Genomic DNA, 16548 nt, shown 5'->3' on the forward strand with positions numbered 1-16548 from the left:
ATTATTTACTATGTTTTCGAAACTATCATTTATATTTGCGCCCGAATAAAAAAGCAAAACGAATTTTATCCACCACTGCAATCACAAATCTTTTTCATATTGGGTTAATGCGGTTACACGACTACATAACCCAGTGGAATTACTTGCGTATACAACATATATAATTAAATATTGTTTTTTAGCAACAAAAACACAGCAAAAACAGAAATCCTATAATCACGATGAAGAAATTAATTTTAAGCCTTTTGGCCTTTGGCTCATTATTGACCAACGCCCAGGAAACCGAAAAAAAAATCACCGTAAAAACATATGGCTTTATTGGCTTTGACGCCTTTGTTGACTCGCGTGCCAGCCTAAACGTGCGAGGGTCGGGTTTGATTTACCCTTTGGGCCCCGAAATGGACGACAATGGTAATGATATTAACAACCGGTCGAAATTCGATTTTACCGCAAGTATTACCCGTATTGGCTTTGCCATAAAAGGCCCGGATGCTTTTGGCGCTGCAACCTCCGCAAAAATCGAAGCCGACTTTGCAGGAACCTCTGGTAATAACAGGGATTTCGCAGTACGCCTTAGACAAGCATTTTTCAATTTAGATTGGGGAAAATCATCTCTGTTGGCCGGACAAACCTGGCATCCTATGTTCATTCCGGAAAACTTCCCGGCTACGGTAAACTTTGTGGTAGGCGTTCCTTTTCACCCGTTAAGCCGTGCTCCTCAGTTGCGATATACAGTTAAACCCGCAGATAATTTTTCGATTGCGTTATTTGCCCTATCCCAAGGTGATTTTATCAACAAAGGTATCATGGAACAAGTTGAAATGTCGGACTTTCCGGAACTTACTGCTCAATTAAAATACGGTTCCACAAAGGATTTCTGGATAGGGGCTACATTAGGCATCAAACAGGTTCAGCCAACCCCATTAAATGACAATATGGTAGTTACCAAGAACAAACTCACCTCCATGCATGGTAACCTCTCATTAAGATACACCACTTCCGCGGTAACTTTTAAGGCAGAGGGGGTGTATGGTGGTAACATGACCAACATGGTTATGATAGGTGGACTGGCACGAAAAACCAGGAATGGGAATCCGGTTAATGCGGAATATGAGGCTATCAGGACATCCTCCATTTGGACCGACATCCATACCAACGGCAAGAATGTTCAGTTCGGGGTATTCGCGGCAATTTCCAACAACCATGGAACGGAAGGCGAATCCGTAATCTACAAGGCTGACACTGATCCCTCAACTCCCGGATATGAAATTGACGAATCAATTTACACATTGGGTGGCAATATTGAAAAACTTTACATTATTTCCCCAAGAATTACCTTTACTTCCGGTCCGTTAAAACTAGGACTGGAAATCAACCGTACAGTAGCATCTTACGGCAGCGGATACAATGAAAAATCAAAGCCTATCAACACAAAAGATTATGGCAACACACGTTTGGTGCTAGGTTTTAGGTACTATTTTTAAAAGCTCGACAAAAAATATAATTTTGAAGCCTGTAAGAAAATCTTGCGGGCTTTTTATTTATACACAAATCATGAAAAAAACATTTGGCATTACAGCTGCGCTATTTATCGTACTTGGATTTGGAATGATTCATGGCTCGTATAAAAATGCGGAGATATTTGGAGGCAGTTTAATTGGGCTGGGAAGTCTGACACTAATGTATCTATTATACGCTTCGGGCAAGAATAAAAATAAGGGTTAATACCGATCAGCATATACTTAAACCTCAAACATTACATAAAGCAAATTTTTAATGTTTGAGAATTTAAGATTTTAAATCTTATCAGAATGTATTCAAAAGAGGAAGAGAAAGAGCTTAAATTAGCGTTTTGGAGCAAACTTGGAAACCGCACCAGAAAAATCCCGGGCCAACGAGGGAAAGTGAAAACATGGATTGGCGACCGAACCAACATTAAAGGTGTAGACCTCAGGTTTGATGTGGGCAGAAAGAAGATTGCTGTTGCCTTGGAAATAAATGTAAAGTACGAAACCAGAAGGTTGGCTTTGTACGAAAAACTGGAGGCCACAAAAAAAATTTTCGAAAATGAATTCGGCGAAGAACTTATTTGGGATTTTGCCTACGAAAAAGAATATGGAGAAGAGGTATGCCGGGTTTACAAAGAAATGGATGGGGATTACCTGGCGCAGGAGCAATGGCCTGCCATCTTTAGTTTTATGATAGACAAAATGCTCAGAATGGAAAAAGCTTTTCTGGAAGTAAAGGATTTTTTAAAGTATGATGAACTGGGACAGTGATTCAGTTTTCAGGCTTCAGTACAATGGTTTCAGTCAGCAGTCTCCGGCCATCGGCCTATTTTCTTGGCTGGAGACCACGGACTGCCGACTGTTAACTGTTACGCTGAATTCCTGCTGGCATTGATATTACCGAACATGGCACGTATGACCATTTTTTCATATACCTCAACCGGAACGTTTCCGTTTCCCGCCTTGGCATCCTGAATTTTCATCAAGGCATATTGCTGAATCAACAACAAGGGCAACACAACTCGCTCCCTTAGCCTAATGCTCATTTTGCTTCGTGGATTATCGGTAAGAAGCTCAGGTAAACCGGAAACTTTCAACAACATTTCCTTAGTCAGCTCATACTCTTTATACAACATCTTCCAGAACTCGCCAAAACGCTCATTCTTTTCGAGATAACGGGTCAGTTCAAAGTTGGTTTTGCTCATACTCTGCATACTATTGGACAGCAAAGTCTTAAAAAAGATAGAATCATTATATAAATCTATACAGGCCTGCAGGTTTCCTTTTTCTTCTTGTTCCTTTAAGGCAGTGCCCAAACCAAAAAATCCGGGAACGTTTTGTTTTAGCTGGCTCCAGGCACCTACAAAAGGAATGGCTCGTAAATCTTCGAAATTGATTTTATCCCCGCCTCCTCGCTTGCTCGGTCGACTTCCAATATTGGCTTTGCCATAATATTTTAAAGTACTAATTTCTTCCAAATAAGGAACAAACAAAGGATGCTCTTTTAACGACAAGTACTTTTGATAACTGCTTTCCGCCATTTCTTCAATAAAATCGTGTTGCGTTTCCTGCAATTGGTTTTGTGGCTTGCTAAACAACTTATTGGACAGGCCTGCCGACAACAGGTATCCCATATTATGAACAGCAGCTTCTTCTATACCATAGTGCGAACTAATGGTTTGTCCTTGCACAGTCATCTGAATCTGACGGCTATCGATATTTTTACCCATGGCAGCATAAAAACGGTGTGCGTTTCCACCCCCTCGTGCCGGTGGTCCTCCACGGCCATCAAAGAATACCACTTCCACATCGCTCTCGCGCGATTTGAGCGTGATGTTTTCCTTCGCCGAAAAAATAGCCCAGTTGGCCATTAAGTAACCACCGTCCTTGGTTCCATCCGAAAAACCAAGCATCACGGTTTGTCGGTCTGCCCTGTTTTTAAGATGTTTCCGGTAAGTCGGGTTCGAATATAATGTTCGCATGGCCTCACCTGCCAATTTAAGGTCGTCGATGGTTTCAAACAACGGCACTATATCCACCGTAAGCTCATCATATCCCCAACCACAAATCCTAAACATGGCCAACACCCTGGCCACATCAATGGGGCCACGGCAATTGCTGATAATGTAACGGTGTGCACCCCGCTCCCCATTCATTCGCTGAATATCTTTGATAACCCCAAAGGAAGCGACGGTATCCTTCACAACATCATCTTCAAAAATATTCGCATCGGCTGCGCCTCTGGCATTCATCAACAACTGCATCTGCTCCTTCTCTTCCATGTCAAAAATATTCGCCGGAAGAATTTCGGGATACGCCTTTATTACTTCCTTTAATGCCTTTGCAATCACCCTGCTATCCTGACGGATATCGATTGATGCCAGGTAGAATCCGAATAGCTGAACCTTACGTTTCAACGACTGCAATTTCTCAACAAACAAGCCCTGGTGCTCATCAATAATCAAAGTCTCTATATCGTCGATGCGTGCTAAAAACTCTTTTAAATCAACATTTGATTTTCCCGAAGCATTTCCAAGCTCAGCTTTCAGCAATGCCTCCAACTCCACCACCTTATCATGAACACCTGCAAAGGTGATTCTGCGCTTTAACACTCTAACGTCTCTATAGTAACAATTGGTTACTGTATTCCGAAGCCGGGCCGCCACCTCTTTGGTTGTATCTACCGTTACAAATGGGTTTCCATCGCGGTCGCCCCCGGGCCAAAAGCCCAGTGAGATAAACTGGTTGTTTTGCTCCAAGGCATCTTTGTAATCCTCTGCAGTCTTATCCAGCAGTTGACCGATAGCGGGATAAAAAGTGTCGCGCAAATAAAAAGTAAGGCGGTTGGCCTCATCTAATGGTGTAGGCTTAATTTTTTGGAAGAACGGGGTTTTGCCTAATTGCTGCAGCAGGTCTCTAACCCGGGCTACCTCCCCGTTTTTGATGGCCATCATTAAATCGGTAATTATCGCCAATACAGGCCCGGGATAAAACTGGGTTGGGTGAGCTGTGAGTACTACGCGCACGCCAAACTCTTTTACCGCTTCGGCCATTTTATCTTTCAGGTTGGCCTTTTGCACCCTGTCGCTCATCGAAGCATACGAGTTCTCTCCTTTTACACGGTGTATTTTATTATAGGCAGCATCTTCCAAGGCGTCGATCAGCACTATCTGACGTTCGATATACTGAATCACTTTAAACAGAAAATCGTTCTGATCTTCGGGCGAGAGTTCCGATTTATGGTTCTTAAAAAACTTTTGAAGAATGGTAATCGGATCCTTACCGTTTTCCAGGCCGGTGTTACAAGCCTCGTATAACAAAGGAATCAGGTTACCTGCCTTTTCTACCGCTTCGAGCTGCAACGATAAAAACAGACTGTTGTACAATTGGTATTTTAGTTCAATCTCCTCCTGGTATGATTTTACAATTTGACTATCCATGGTGTTTTTCTATTATAGACTTTTACAATTTAGATAAGTGAATCAATGCCCTGTACTTTAACCCCAATTATTAACCAATAAATACTGCTTTCAGCAGCAGCTAGGAGGCACATCCCCTTTTGACAACCCCCAATTGGGTTTCTCTAATTCGGGTTAATTTATATTTTGGGAAATATATGAATTATGCAGGTTAAGATACAAATTAAAACAACTAAATTCCGAATCTGTTCTCTGCTAAGAGAAAATATATATGACAAAGGGCACTATTAAAAGCGCCCTTCGATCATTTTTTTTGCAATCTATTTATTACTTTTTCTTTGTCCAGCTATCTTTCAAGGCAACAGTGCGGTTAAAGATTAGTTTGTTGTCGGTTGTATCTTTATCAACACAGAAATAACCTACACGCTGAAATTGGAACTTATCCAATGCCTTCGCATCTTTTAGCGATGGTTCCACCTTAGCTACAACCACTTTTAGCGATTCAGGGTTGATATAATCAAGATGATCTTTATCCTTTTGAGCCGCCGGTGCTTCGTGATTGTACAATCTATCGTACATTCTTACCTCTGCGTCCAGTGCATTATTGGCTTCTACCCAATGCAGTATTCCCTTTATTTTACGCGTTACCGTTGTGGCACCACTTTTGGTTTCCGGATCGTACGTACAGTATATCTCCTCAATTTCCCCGGCCTCATTCTTTTTATAATCCGTACAAGTTACCGCATAAGCTCCTTTCAGACGGACCTCGCGTCCGGGCCCCAATCGGAAAAATTTCTTAGGAGGTTCTTCCATAAAGTCATTTCGTTCGATATATACCTCCCGGGCAAATGGCATTTGACGGCTACCCATTGCCTCATCCTCAGGGTTATTGATGACCTCAACCATCTCCTGTTGTTCTTCGGGATAATTGGTGATGATTAATTTAATGGGATCCACAACAGCGTTTACGCGAGCCACACGTTTGTTCAAATCATCACGGACACAACTCTCAAGCAATGCCACATCGATCACACCATCTCGCCTGGCCACTCCCACCCTATCTGCAAAGGCACGGATAGACTCCGGCGTATATCCTCTCCTGCGCAATGCCGAAACGGTGGGCATACGCGGATCGTCCCATCCCGAAACGATACCTTTTTGCACTAGCTCTAATAATTTTCGCTTGCTCATTACGGTATAATTCAGGTTCAAACGTGCAAATTCAATCTGTCGCGGACGAACGTTCTTTTGCACTTTAGTATCCACAGCCATTATCTGATCTAAGAACCAATCATATAACGGACGGTGTACTTCAAATTCCAGCGTACAAATGGAGTGCGTAACCCCTTCAATAAAATCTTCCTGCCCATGCGCAAAGTCGTACATGGGGTAAATACACCATTTGTCGCCTGTACGGTGATGCGATTGGTGAATAATACGATACATCAAGGGGTCGCGCATATGCATATTGGGCGAAGCCATATCGATTTTTGCCCGCAGTACTTTTTCGCCCGCTGCAAATTCGCCCTTCTTCATTCTCTCGAACAGATCCAGGTTTTCTTCTGCCGAGCGGTTTCTAAATGGACTTTCTGTTCCCGGCTCGGTTGGCGTCCCTTTTTGCTTAGCAATCTCCTCGGCACTTTGATCATCGACATATGCCTTGCCATTTTTAATGAGCTTGACGGCCCATTCGTATAATTGCCCAAAATAATCGGAGGCATATTTCACATCACCTTCCCAATCAAAACCCAACCACTTAACATCTTCCTGAATACTGTCGACATACTCCACATCTTCCTTCACAGGATTGGTATCATCGAAACGCAGGTTACAACCGCCACCATACTTTTGGGCCAGGCTAAAATTTAAACAGATGGATTTGGCATGACCAATATGTAAGTAACCGTTTGGTTCCGGAGGGAAACGTGTTAAGACAGCTCCCCCGTTTTTATTTTCGGCTAAATCTCTGTCAATCTCCAGATGGATAAAATTTGATTTTACTTCCTCTGCAGTATTTTCTTTATTGTTTTTGTTCATAGGTGCTTTCTAAACAATTAGATCGTACATAAGAGACACCTACTTTCCGAACTTGATTCGGGAGATAATACCTCTACGTACATTTCGATTTGAAACCCACAAAAATAAAGGTTTTGTGTTAACCGAACCACTTTTTCAGTTCTAATCTGAACATTTAAACAAAAACTTTTTCCTTTTGTCTTATTTCTTTTGTCTAAACCTTAAATTTACGCACTTTAATTATACAAATATGCAAAAAGGAATTATTGAGCTGGAAGAAATGGAGTTTTATGCCTACCATGGTTGCTTTAAAGAGGAGCAAGTGGTGGGAAATAGATTTATGGTCAGCATTGCCATTCAGGTGGATGTGGAAAAACCCAGCCAATCAGACAATATTAATGATGCCTTAAATTATGTAAGCGTTTATGAACTTACCCGGCAGGAGATTCAACAGAACGCTCACCTAGTTGAACATTTGACGGAACGAATTCTGCATGCCATCCACCAGAAATTTAACTACGTGGATTGGGTAAAAGTTAAGGTATCAAAAATGAATCCCCCTATGGGTGGACAAATGAAGGCCGTAAGCGTGACGATGAAACGGTAAATTAGTCAGCAGTTATCGGTCAATATCCATCTTACAAATGGCGAATGACTTCCCGTCGTAATAAAACGGTAGGGATCGGGATTTTGCTTTGTGCAAAACAACCCATGACCCGTAATTGATAAATAAATTTACTAATCGGGCAAGGCTTACATCTCTCACGATTAAAAAATCACATTTAATGCCTATTTTTTTTTGCGAGTGAGAGAATTATTTGCTTATTTTGCATCCCGAAACAGAAAGGTTCCTTGGCCGAGTGGCTTAGGCACTGGTCTGCAAAACCAGGTACGGCGGTTCGAATCCGCCAGGAACCTCTCAGAACAAAACTCAAGCGAGTGATTTTTAAGACCTTAAGAATCATTCGCTTTTCTTTTTAATCTCCCCGGCTTTTCTCAACGAATATTTGGTCATAACAGGACCCAGTAGTTCATTAATTATCGTTGTCCCCATACCTATACCCAACAGCAGTTCGGCTATATCCCCAAAAGCCTCCATCTTATAAACATTGAGCACCAAACCAATGACTATACCGGCCTGAGGAATTAAACCTCCGTCCATATGTTTTACAATCGAGCTATCAGCCTTTGCTATTTTTGCCCCCCAATAAGCGCCCAGGTATTTACCTGCAATCCTGAATAACACAAACAATATAATGAACGGAAGGGCCTGTGGTATTGTAGATACATTCAAATGCAGTCCGCTGAGCAGAAAAAAGAACAGGAACGCCAGATCTTCCGTATATCGTTCTATAATCTTAAATATCTTCCTATGGTAAGCAACAAACCCAGCTCTAACAATATATTCATTTGCACAAGTGACTAACTATTGCACAGTTCCTCTTATACAAATTATGGAATTTAGTTAAATCTATATCCATATTTTAATTTATTTTTTTTCAATACCCTCTGGCAAAGCAACATGCAACCATCCATAAAATACGTTTGGAAGTTTTAACACATTTGTTAAATAAGTATTAAATCAAAATTATTTTTGTATTTTATCCGCTATTACAATATATTTGTAGCCCATTTTCGTAAAAAAAGAGGTTAACCAAAAGATTACTGACGAAATTTGAGTATTATTTTCAGCCACATCAAAACCCTATCTTGATCATCTAATATTTTAACACGGAACGATGTATTATATAAGTGATAAGTAATGGACGGAAGAGAAAGAAAACACATTAAAAAGGGAACAAAAGTTGCAATTTTGCAAAAACAAGACGAACGTTCGGGGCATTTAACGCATGGCGTAGTTCAGGATGTTGTTGACGAAGTTTCATTTCACCTGAAAGGTATCGAGTGCAAACTAAAAAGCGGTCAGGTTGGAAGAGTAAAATTGATAAAGCTTTAAGGTTCTTTTATTGTAAGAGATTGAACTCCCGATTTTCATTTGAAAGTCGGGAGTTTTTTGTTTATTCGCACTGTGTATTTGTTGCTTTTTGCGGGCAGTCATTTAAGTTTTCGTTGAGCAAAGTGAGCATCTTGGGATTTGATGCAGGGTTTAACCCAATCCTTTCCTCCAGGTAAGCTTTATCAAAACCAACAATTTTATCCTCATCTATCACTAACAAGGGTCGACGAATTAATAAATGATCGTGCAACATCAGCTCAATGGCCTCTTCTGCATTATACATCTCCGGTTTAACCTCACCTGTTTGAACCGATGGCGCATTTTTATTAAACCAGTCTTTAACAGGTAAACCGTCAAAAAAACTTAGCAACTCTAATTTAGTCCAATCATGATGAACTATATGAACGGGGTTAACCGCATGTCCGGCCAATTCCAGAATTTCCTTTTGTTTGGTATTGTTGATACAACCTGTTTTTTCGTAGAATGTTATTGATGCCATTTGATTTAAAATTTCGTTTCTCTTTTCATATCAAAAATAATTCCTAAAATACAATAGCCCTATAAATGTGATCGTTACAGAATTTTACACAGCCCAAAACATTACATTTCTGTATTTACAGACAGAAAAAACAGACTTACAAGTCATACTACCAACCATAAAAACATCAAAAAAAACTTTTTGGGGGAGTTCGAATTTCAGAATATGGTCATGACTGTATTCTCACAGGATGGACAATAAACAAGTGATCGCTCAACACCGTTTCCTTCACTTTTTCAATCATTGTGTTTGGTTTGTGTAATCGACCCAACCCGTTTCTCTATAAAACTCATTTGATATTTTCCGCGCCCGGGTTTACTTCCTATTGTAGTATGCTTGTTTTACGATCAAAAAAAACGTTGATTATGGAATTGAATTGACGTAACTTTATAGAATGGGAGTTTTCAAGCATATACAGGACGATTTTTTTGAAAAAATTAAAGATAAGCTAGAACCTAACCTATCTCTCGTCCATGAAATATCTGAAGCTCTCCAGATTAGTTACGACAGTTCCTACAGAAGACTTAGGGGGGAAAAACAAATAAGCTTAGAAGAAGCTATTATCCTTAGCAAACAATTCGACATTTCCCTGGATGCGTTATGTCAAATCGACAAAGACTATGTTACGTTTAAATGCTACCATGTTGAGCCGGGGAAATTTTGCGGGAGCACATGGCTGGACATGATACTGTCGAACCTAAATCATTATAATAACTCAAACCTACAAGAGTTAGTGTATGCAGCCAAAGATCCTCCAATATTTAATTATTTTCAATTTCCCGAAATCGCGGCGTTTAAATTCTTCTTCTGGGAAAAAACCTTATTCAAAGCGAGCGACCTTGAAGAAAAGAAATTTGACATACATAATCTCAATCCGGAAATCGTTGACAAATGCAAAAAAATAGCCGCCATTTCGCTAAAAATACCGACCACCGAAATATGGAACGAAGACACCTTTAAAATACTAATCAGGCAAGTTGAGCATTATTGGGTTTCCGGTTACTTCAGCTCGCCGGAAGACTTAAAACTACTTTTCGAAAAAATAGAACAGTGGCTCAACCACAATCAAAAAGAAGCGGAATATGGTATGCGTTTTTTATCCGGCCACCCACCCAAAGGCATTGAAGGGTCCTACAAACTTTATGAAAATGAAATTGTATTAAACGACAATTCAATCGTCATTAAAGAAAAGGATCGGAAAATAGCATTTTTAACATACAATGTGCTTGGTTTGTTGGCTTCTACAAATAAAATCTTTTGCGATGAGATAACAGAACTCCATCAGGCCATCATGTCCAAATCCAATTTAATCAGTCAGGTTGGCGAAAAGGAAAGAAATAGATTTTTTAATAAGCTACACGAGGCGATCAATAAGTTTAAAACTTCCTATTCAATTTGAACCCAACACTTCTATCATGAATGTCTCAGCAGAATTATCCGCATTATATACCATCATCGTATCCATCCTATTGTTTTGCACCTACTTACTAGTCATGCACCTAACAAGGGGAAAAATTCAGAACCCCGTTCAACGCATCGTATCCCAGCGGCTGGGAGGTTTGTTATTATTGGGAGTTATACCTTTAGGGATAATATGGCCCACCAACGAACGGTTAATACAACTCACATTTAAATCCCCTGACACTATTAATTTGCTTTTTACCATCCTCATCGCATTGCCCGTTATACTTCTGACCAACTACAAACTTTCTAAAAACACAAGCCATCGTGAGCAATATCCAGAAATCAGGGTCGGGAACTGGAAAACAAGCCTATACATCATCAACTCCTTATCATGGGCAGCCTATTTACTGGGGTATGAATTTTTATTTCGGGGCATCTTACTCCATTCTTGCATTGAAGCCTGGGGGACATTTGTTGCCATATTCATTAACACATTGCTTTATGCGCTGGCACACTTGCACAAAGGTAGGTTCGAAACCTTAGGCTCCATTCCCTTAGGGATTCTGTTTTGTGGGATATCCATATGGACGCACAGTTTTACAACCGTTTTTGTACTTCACTGTTTAATAGCGCTGTCCAACGATTTTTTTTGCATCAAAAGCAGTACCGACTTACTCCCGAACCATTAATATTACCAAAATGAAACATGTTGCCATAACAGGATCAACCGGATTTGTAGGCTCAGCACTTGCCATAAAACTTGCTCAAATCGGATATCAGGTTCACGCTTTATATCGCAGCAGCGCCAAGGCCAGGATATTGAACCATGCCAATATTCGTCTTTTCCATGGCGACCTTAACGACGCCAGCAGCCTGGAAAACGCGATGGAAGGCTGCGAAGGCCTCTTCCACACGGCTGCCTACGTAAGAATATGGTCAAAACAACCTTCCAATTATCATGAGATAAATATTCAGGGTACCCAAAACGTGCTCATGGCTGCCAAAAAATGCGGCATTACAAGAGCGGTTTTTACATCGACGGCCGGTATTTTTGGTCCTTCCAAAGGGATTCCCACCGACGAAAACCAATCCAACACGGTCCTTCTGAATTTATACGAAGAGACAAAACAAAGGGCCAACGAATTGATTCTCGAAAACAATAACACTGCTTTTGAAACAGTAATCGTATACCCTACGCGCATTTTCGGACCGGGTGTATTGGGAACAAGCAATAGCATCACCGGAATGGTGGACCAGTATCTCAAAGGCCAATGGCACTTTATCCCCAGCAACGGAAAATCCCTGGGTAACTATGTTTTTATCGATGATGTTGTTAATGGTCATATCCTGGCTTACGAAAAAGGCAGGGCTGGCGAAAAATATATTTTATCGGGCGCCAACCTTTCCTATAGAGACTTTTTCGAAATCGTTAGAAAGATTACAAACACCAAACACAAACTAGTCAAGGTTCCTGCCTTTTTACTGCAAGTTGTGGCCCAACTCATGCTATTAAGGGCCAATCTAACTGGAAAACCACCTCTTATCACAAAAGCCTTTGTCACAAAGATTTTAAACAACTGGGAGGTCAGTTGCCATAAAGCGGCCATCGAACTGGGTTACCACCCAAAACCTTTTGCTGAAGCTATGGAAGACACCATTCATTGGTTAGCCTCTTTAAACAGCAAAACCATCTAGGCCACCTGCCCGACCATATCGATCTCGTTTTTCACTGCTCTGGAGACCATAAATATGCTCAACGATTGAGGAACTAACTTCAGCAACACCCAATTAATTTTATTGATCCATCCCGGAATGATCACCTTCTTATGGTGCAACATTTTATGAATGGCTATGGCAGCCAACTGCTGCGGTGTCTGCAACCCGGCCTTAACCCACCATCCTTGCTTCTCGATTCGTTGTGCTACCTCAGAATTGGTTTTGATAGGCCCTGGCAGCAAAACAGATACCCGCACACCATGAGGCCTTAACTCATGAGCCAGACTTTTTGAAAAAGAATATACAAACGCCTTTGAAGCGGGATAAACGGTTTTATAGGCAATAGGGCAACAAGATGCCATACTAGCCACATTTAAAATAAAGGATTCCGTATGCTCCTTTAACTTTGGGATTAAAAGGTGGGTAATCATGGCCACCATCCTCACATTTACCTGCACAATGGTATCGATATACGCAAGGTTGGATTGTTCGAAAAACATGGATCCGCCAACACCCGCATTATTAACAAGCACCTTTATTTCATACTTTCCTAACATTGCCTTAATTTGGCTGAGTGCATCAGGCCATAAAAAGTCTATCTCCAAACATTCTGCTCTTACATTAAAAATCTGATGCAATTCCTTACAGAACAATGGCAATCCCTCTCCCTTTTGGGCAAGAAGCAATAAATTATATCCGTTCATCGCAAGTTCCCGTGCAATAGATTTACCCAGTCCTTTGCCCGCTCCGGTTACCATCGCGTAGTTACAATAATCATCCATGATTTTTTATATTAGTTATATGACACAAACCTCTTCACTAGTTTTACGCTTTGTTGCTTTAGCTGCAACCCAATAACAAAACTCTTTTGGCACAACATTGGAAAGCCTGTATATCCAACGGTTCACCCTTCCCGGAATACATATTACGCTACTTTTTCCCAATGATTTTAAGCTATATCTCACCACTTCATCCGGATCCATCCAAAGCAATTTATCCTTGAAATAACCCATATCTTCTGATAGCCCAATCCTCGCATGAAACTTGGTACGAATAAATCCGGGACACAACGCCTGTACCTTTATATTATCTTCTGCCAAGTCTATATGCAAACACTCTGAAAAAGAAACCAGGAACGATTTGGACGAGCAATAAAAATAATTTAATGCGGCAGGCAAAAAGGCCGATAAGGAGGCCACATTAATGATCGTGCCCCCATTACCTTGAATCATTTTTGGCACCACTGCATGCACAATATGGGCAGCAGCATCAACATGAACATTCAACATGGCTTTCTGCGATTCATAGGAGCCCTCAAAAAAACCACCCCGGCAACCATATCCCGCATTGTTGATCAACATATCAATGGCAGGGTACGATTCAATTTTAACCAGCAGTTGCTTAAACTGAACCTCATCGTTAAAATCCGCTACCACCGTATCCACCTTAATGCGATTTACTCGTTGCAGGGTATCCTTGAGGTCTGTTAAAACACTGCCTCTCCTTCCTGTCAATAATAAATTCCAGCCCAAGCGAGCCAACAGTTGGGCATATGATTTACCCAGTCCGCTTGTAGCTCCCGTAATGATGGCCAACTTCCCGTTCATGGTTAAATGTTTTAGATGTTATGCTTAGCTCTACCAGATAGTTGATCTTTTAATCTTTTAAGGTTCCCATAAAAGATCCTTTTTAGCACAGGTTCCTGTATCCATTGAGGAAATATAGGTGGCTCACTTGAAAAGGTTGTAAAAACCACTTTGGTTCTATTGGAACTTATGCGCTGCACATTCCAGCTGGCCCTGTAGTTGCTTATTCTTACCAATCTGGAATTGGGCGCTTGGACATTCCTTTCACTTTCGACCTTTACAACACTGTTTTCTTTATCTAATTTATAAAGAGAATACCTGGCAAACAAGTCTCTGTCGATAAAAGGCCAAGGTAATTTGATTACCATGTAGATTAATTTTCTATCCTCATCTTGTAATTCAATGGATTTCAAGCCCTTCATCCATTGTTTCACCGTTGAATAATCTGCCAAATAACTCACCGCTTCCTGCATGCTGCATTCAACAATCATTTCCCCCTTCCGTTCCCGAACTTTAAGCGTGTCGTTTACCCTCACCCACCGCTCAAGCAATTTTATGCCGTCCATATCCTTTACACATACCCAATCAGAAAACCCCCAATGGGCATTAATCAATGCTTCACCTTTAACCGTTGCGGGACTACCGCCTAAAAGCATTCTTAACAAAATATAAGCTAAAATTATCATCTGCCCAGATTTTTAGCCCCCACAAACATTCATGACTTTACCCTGATGCGAAATGGAGGTATGATTCAACTTCTTTCAAAGTAAAATTACGACAAGACCCAAGCGTTTCCGAACGGATGCATACAAACCACAGTTGACCAATTGGTTGTTTTTACCAATTGGTCAACCGTCAATTAAACTAATTTGCAGAAAATACTAATTCGGTGCAGAAATGAAATTCTATAGCGACATTCACAAATTTAAACTGTCCTTTAAAATTTTTTTTGTTGAGATTATTATATTTTTATCCAAATATAGAATACAGCCTGGTTAATTTATCCCCAAACTGCCATTAGACTTCATCTAAATGCCCATTCGATGAACAAAATCTAAACCTTGCTTAGACACACCCATATAAGATTTTCTATCCCGACAGAAATAGGCACAACAGATACCAGCTGTCATATGGAATTTTTTGTGATGAGAATGCAAAATGCACGGAGAAAAAGTAAAGCGGAAATTTTTAGCTCGAAATAATAATGCACTATTTCGAGAACTATAAATTGCGCATTTGTTTTTCTTTACACTAGAATGTGTTTTTAGTAGAATAATTTATTATTAGATCAGTCCAGGGGACAGTCCGGGATATCTGTCAAATTATCCATAGTTACGATTTTACGATTATCAACTTATCGTCTTTCTCTTTAAGTTCGCCAAAAGATTTTGCCTGTATTCCATTACTCCCGAACAATTCCTCCACTTGCCCAATTGCCGATGGTTCCACTGCAACCAGGAGTCCTCCGCTGGTTTGAGGATCGCAAAGCAGGTTTTTATATTCCGGGTTATTCATTTCAATTTTATCTCCAAAGCTGTCCCAGTTTCTATGGGTGCCTCCCGGAACACAGTCCTGTGCTAAATATTCGTCTAGCATTGCAAAACGAGGGACTTCTGCATAGTTTATATGGGCGCTTACATTACTGCCTTCGCACATCTCGCGAAGATGACCCAGCAAGCCAAACCCTGTAACATCGGTCATGGCTTTAACGCCTGGTATGCCGGCCAGGCTTTGTCCCAAACTATTCAATTGGCTCATGGAGTCGGGTGCCACATTTTTATGCTCATCTTTTAGCAAACCTTTCTTTTGAGCGGTGGTAAGTATACCCACACCCAACGGTTTGGTCAGATATAATTTGCAGCCTACCGTTGCGGTATTGTTTTGTTTCAAATTTACCAGGTCCACTTTTCCGGTCACGGCTAAACCAAATATGGGTTCAGGACTGTCAATGCTATGTCCTCCCGCCAATAAAATGCCTGCTTCCTTACAAGCTGCACGCCCTCCGTCCAGGACCTGCCGGGCCACTTCGGCCGGAATTTTATTGATGGGCCATCCCAAAATAGCAATCGCCATCAATGGTTTTCCGCCCATGGCATACACATCGCTGATGGCATTGGCAGCGGCAATCTTTCCAAAAGTATACGGATGGTCAACAATGGGCATAAAAAAGTCAGTGGTACTTATAATGCCTGTGCCGTCTCCCATGTCATACACGGCAGCATCATCGCGACTGTCATTACCCACCAACAACCTGTCATCCAAAACAGGGGTTATGCTACTTATCAACATTGAATCAAGCACTTTGGGCGAAATTTTGCAGCCACATCCTGCTCCGTGGCTATATTGTGTTAGTTTAATATTTTCCATAATAATTAACAGATCGTTAGATTCTTCTTACTTGTTA

Annotated in this window: 16 protein-coding genes and 1 tRNA gene; 9 read left to right on the plus strand and 8 right to left on the minus strand. The window is 40.9% G+C overall.

Features of this window, described 5'->3' with window-relative positions; genetic code table 11:
• The first annotated feature begins 221 nt into the window (after positions 1 to 221).
• From ACRD64_RS14110 to ACRD64_RS14120, 3 genes are all read left to right on the plus strand, one after another.
• Positions 222 to 1484 (plus strand): DcaP family trimeric outer membrane transporter, encoded by a 1263-nt coding sequence (locus ACRD64_RS14110; protein WP_430934054.1) that lies wholly within the window; start codon positions 222 to 224, stop codon positions 1482 to 1484.
• Positions 1485 to 1554: 70 nt separating this feature from the next.
• The gene (locus ACRD64_RS14115) at positions 1555 to 1725 is read left to right on the plus strand and encodes a hypothetical protein (RefSeq protein ID WP_430934055.1); all 171 of its coding nucleotides are present in this window, start codon (positions 1555 to 1557) and stop codon (positions 1723 to 1725) included.
• Between the two features lie 86 nt (positions 1726 to 1811).
• Entirely contained in the window at positions 1812 to 2279 is a 468-nt protein-coding gene (locus ACRD64_RS14120; RefSeq protein ID WP_430934056.1) for a DUF4268 domain-containing protein, read from the plus strand.
• 98 nt (positions 2280 to 2377) lie between these two features.
• Here ACRD64_RS14120 and ACRD64_RS14125 read toward each other — a convergent pair whose 3' ends face one another.
• Both ACRD64_RS14125 and ACRD64_RS14130 read right to left on the minus strand, forming a co-directional pair.
• Positions 2378 to 4948: a phosphoenolpyruvate carboxylase gene (locus tag ACRD64_RS14125; protein ID WP_430934057.1), complete on the minus strand. Its 2571-nt coding sequence runs from the start codon at positions 4946 to 4948 to the stop codon at positions 2378 to 2380.
• 306 nt (positions 4949 to 5254) lie between these two features.
• Positions 5255 to 6964: a glutamine--tRNA ligase/YqeY domain fusion protein gene (locus ACRD64_RS14130; protein WP_430934058.1), complete on the minus strand. Its 1710-nt coding sequence runs from the start codon at positions 6962 to 6964 to the stop codon at positions 5255 to 5257.
• A 229-nt stretch (positions 6965 to 7193) separates the two neighbouring features.
• On the opposite strand from ACRD64_RS14130, the gene folB reads away from it, so the two are divergent.
• Together folB and ACRD64_RS14140 are read left to right on the plus strand one after the other, a co-directional pair.
• Positions 7194 to 7550 carry a dihydroneopterin aldolase gene (folB, locus tag ACRD64_RS14135; protein WP_430934059.1) on the plus strand — a complete coding sequence of 119 codons (357 nt, stop codon included), beginning with the start codon at positions 7194 to 7196 and terminating at the stop codon, positions 7548 to 7550.
• A gap of 239 nt (positions 7551 to 7789) precedes the next feature.
• A tRNA-Cys gene (locus ACRD64_RS14140) sits at positions 7790 to 7861 on the plus strand.
• A 43-nt stretch (positions 7862 to 7904) separates the two neighbouring features.
• Here the strand turns inward: ACRD64_RS14140 and ACRD64_RS14145 are convergent.
• Positions 7905 to 8189, minus strand: coding sequence for a hypothetical protein (locus ACRD64_RS14145; protein WP_430934060.1), 285 nt, complete (start codon positions 8187 to 8189; stop codon positions 7905 to 7907).
• 516 nt (positions 8190 to 8705) lie between these two features.
• Between ACRD64_RS14145 and ACRD64_RS14150 the strand changes: the two genes are divergently transcribed.
• Positions 8706 to 8900 carry a YwbE family protein gene (locus ACRD64_RS14150; protein ID WP_430934062.1) on the plus strand — a complete coding sequence of 65 codons (195 nt, stop codon included), beginning with the start codon at positions 8706 to 8708 and terminating at the stop codon, positions 8898 to 8900.
• Between the two features lie 61 nt (positions 8901 to 8961).
• Here ACRD64_RS14150 and ACRD64_RS14155 read toward each other — a convergent pair whose 3' ends face one another.
• On the minus strand, positions 8962 to 9399 hold the full coding sequence (locus tag ACRD64_RS14155; protein ID WP_430934063.1) for an ArsC/Spx/MgsR family protein: 438 nt from the start codon (positions 9397 to 9399) through the stop codon (positions 8962 to 8964).
• 433 nt (positions 9400 to 9832) lie between these two features.
• Between ACRD64_RS14155 and ACRD64_RS14160 the strand changes: the two genes are divergently transcribed.
• The 3 genes from ACRD64_RS14160 to ACRD64_RS14170 are packed head-to-tail and all read left to right on the plus strand — an operon-like array spanning position 9833 to position 12537.
• Complete coding sequence (locus ACRD64_RS14160) at positions 9833 to 10837, plus strand: hypothetical protein (RefSeq protein ID WP_430934064.1); 1005 nt, start codon at positions 9833 to 9835, stop codon at positions 10835 to 10837.
• A 16-nt stretch (positions 10838 to 10853) separates the two neighbouring features.
• Complete coding sequence (locus ACRD64_RS14165) at positions 10854 to 11531, plus strand: CPBP family intramembrane glutamic endopeptidase (protein ID WP_430934065.1); 678 nt, start codon at positions 10854 to 10856, stop codon at positions 11529 to 11531.
• Between the two features lie 10 nt (positions 11532 to 11541).
• On the plus strand, positions 11542 to 12537 hold the full coding sequence (locus ACRD64_RS14170) for an NAD-dependent epimerase/dehydratase family protein (protein WP_430934066.1): 996 nt from the start codon (positions 11542 to 11544) through the stop codon (positions 12535 to 12537).
• On the opposite strand, the gene ACRD64_RS14175 is transcribed toward ACRD64_RS14170, so the two are convergent.
• The 4 genes from ACRD64_RS14175 to selD all read right to left on the minus strand — a co-directional run bounded on the left by ACRD64_RS14175 (position 12534) and on the right by selD (position 16514).
• The gene (locus ACRD64_RS14175; RefSeq protein ID WP_430934068.1) at positions 12534 to 13340 is read right to left on the minus strand and encodes an SDR family NAD(P)-dependent oxidoreductase; all 807 of its coding nucleotides are present in this window, start codon (positions 13338 to 13340) and stop codon (positions 12534 to 12536) included. The genes ACRD64_RS14170 and ACRD64_RS14175 overlap by 4 nt on opposite strands.
• A gap of 15 nt (positions 13341 to 13355) precedes the next feature.
• A complete protein-coding gene (locus ACRD64_RS14180) occupies positions 13356 to 14165 on the minus strand; it encodes an SDR family NAD(P)-dependent oxidoreductase (RefSeq protein ID WP_430934070.1) in 810 nt (269 codons plus the stop codon).
• A gap of 11 nt (positions 14166 to 14176) precedes the next feature.
• Complete coding sequence (locus tag ACRD64_RS14185) at positions 14177 to 14830, minus strand: hypothetical protein (protein ID WP_430934071.1); 654 nt, start codon at positions 14828 to 14830, stop codon at positions 14177 to 14179.
• A 646-nt stretch (positions 14831 to 15476) separates the two neighbouring features.
• A complete protein-coding gene (selD, locus tag ACRD64_RS14190) occupies positions 15477 to 16514 on the minus strand; it encodes a selenide, water dikinase SelD (RefSeq protein WP_430934148.1) in 1038 nt (345 codons plus the stop codon).
• Positions 16515 to 16548: the final 34 nt, after the last annotated feature.

The sequence above is a fragment of the Saccharicrinis sp. 156 genome (assembly GCF_050589685.1).
Lineage (GTDB): Bacteria > Bacteroidota > Bacteroidia > Bacteroidales > Marinilabiliaceae > Saccharicrinis.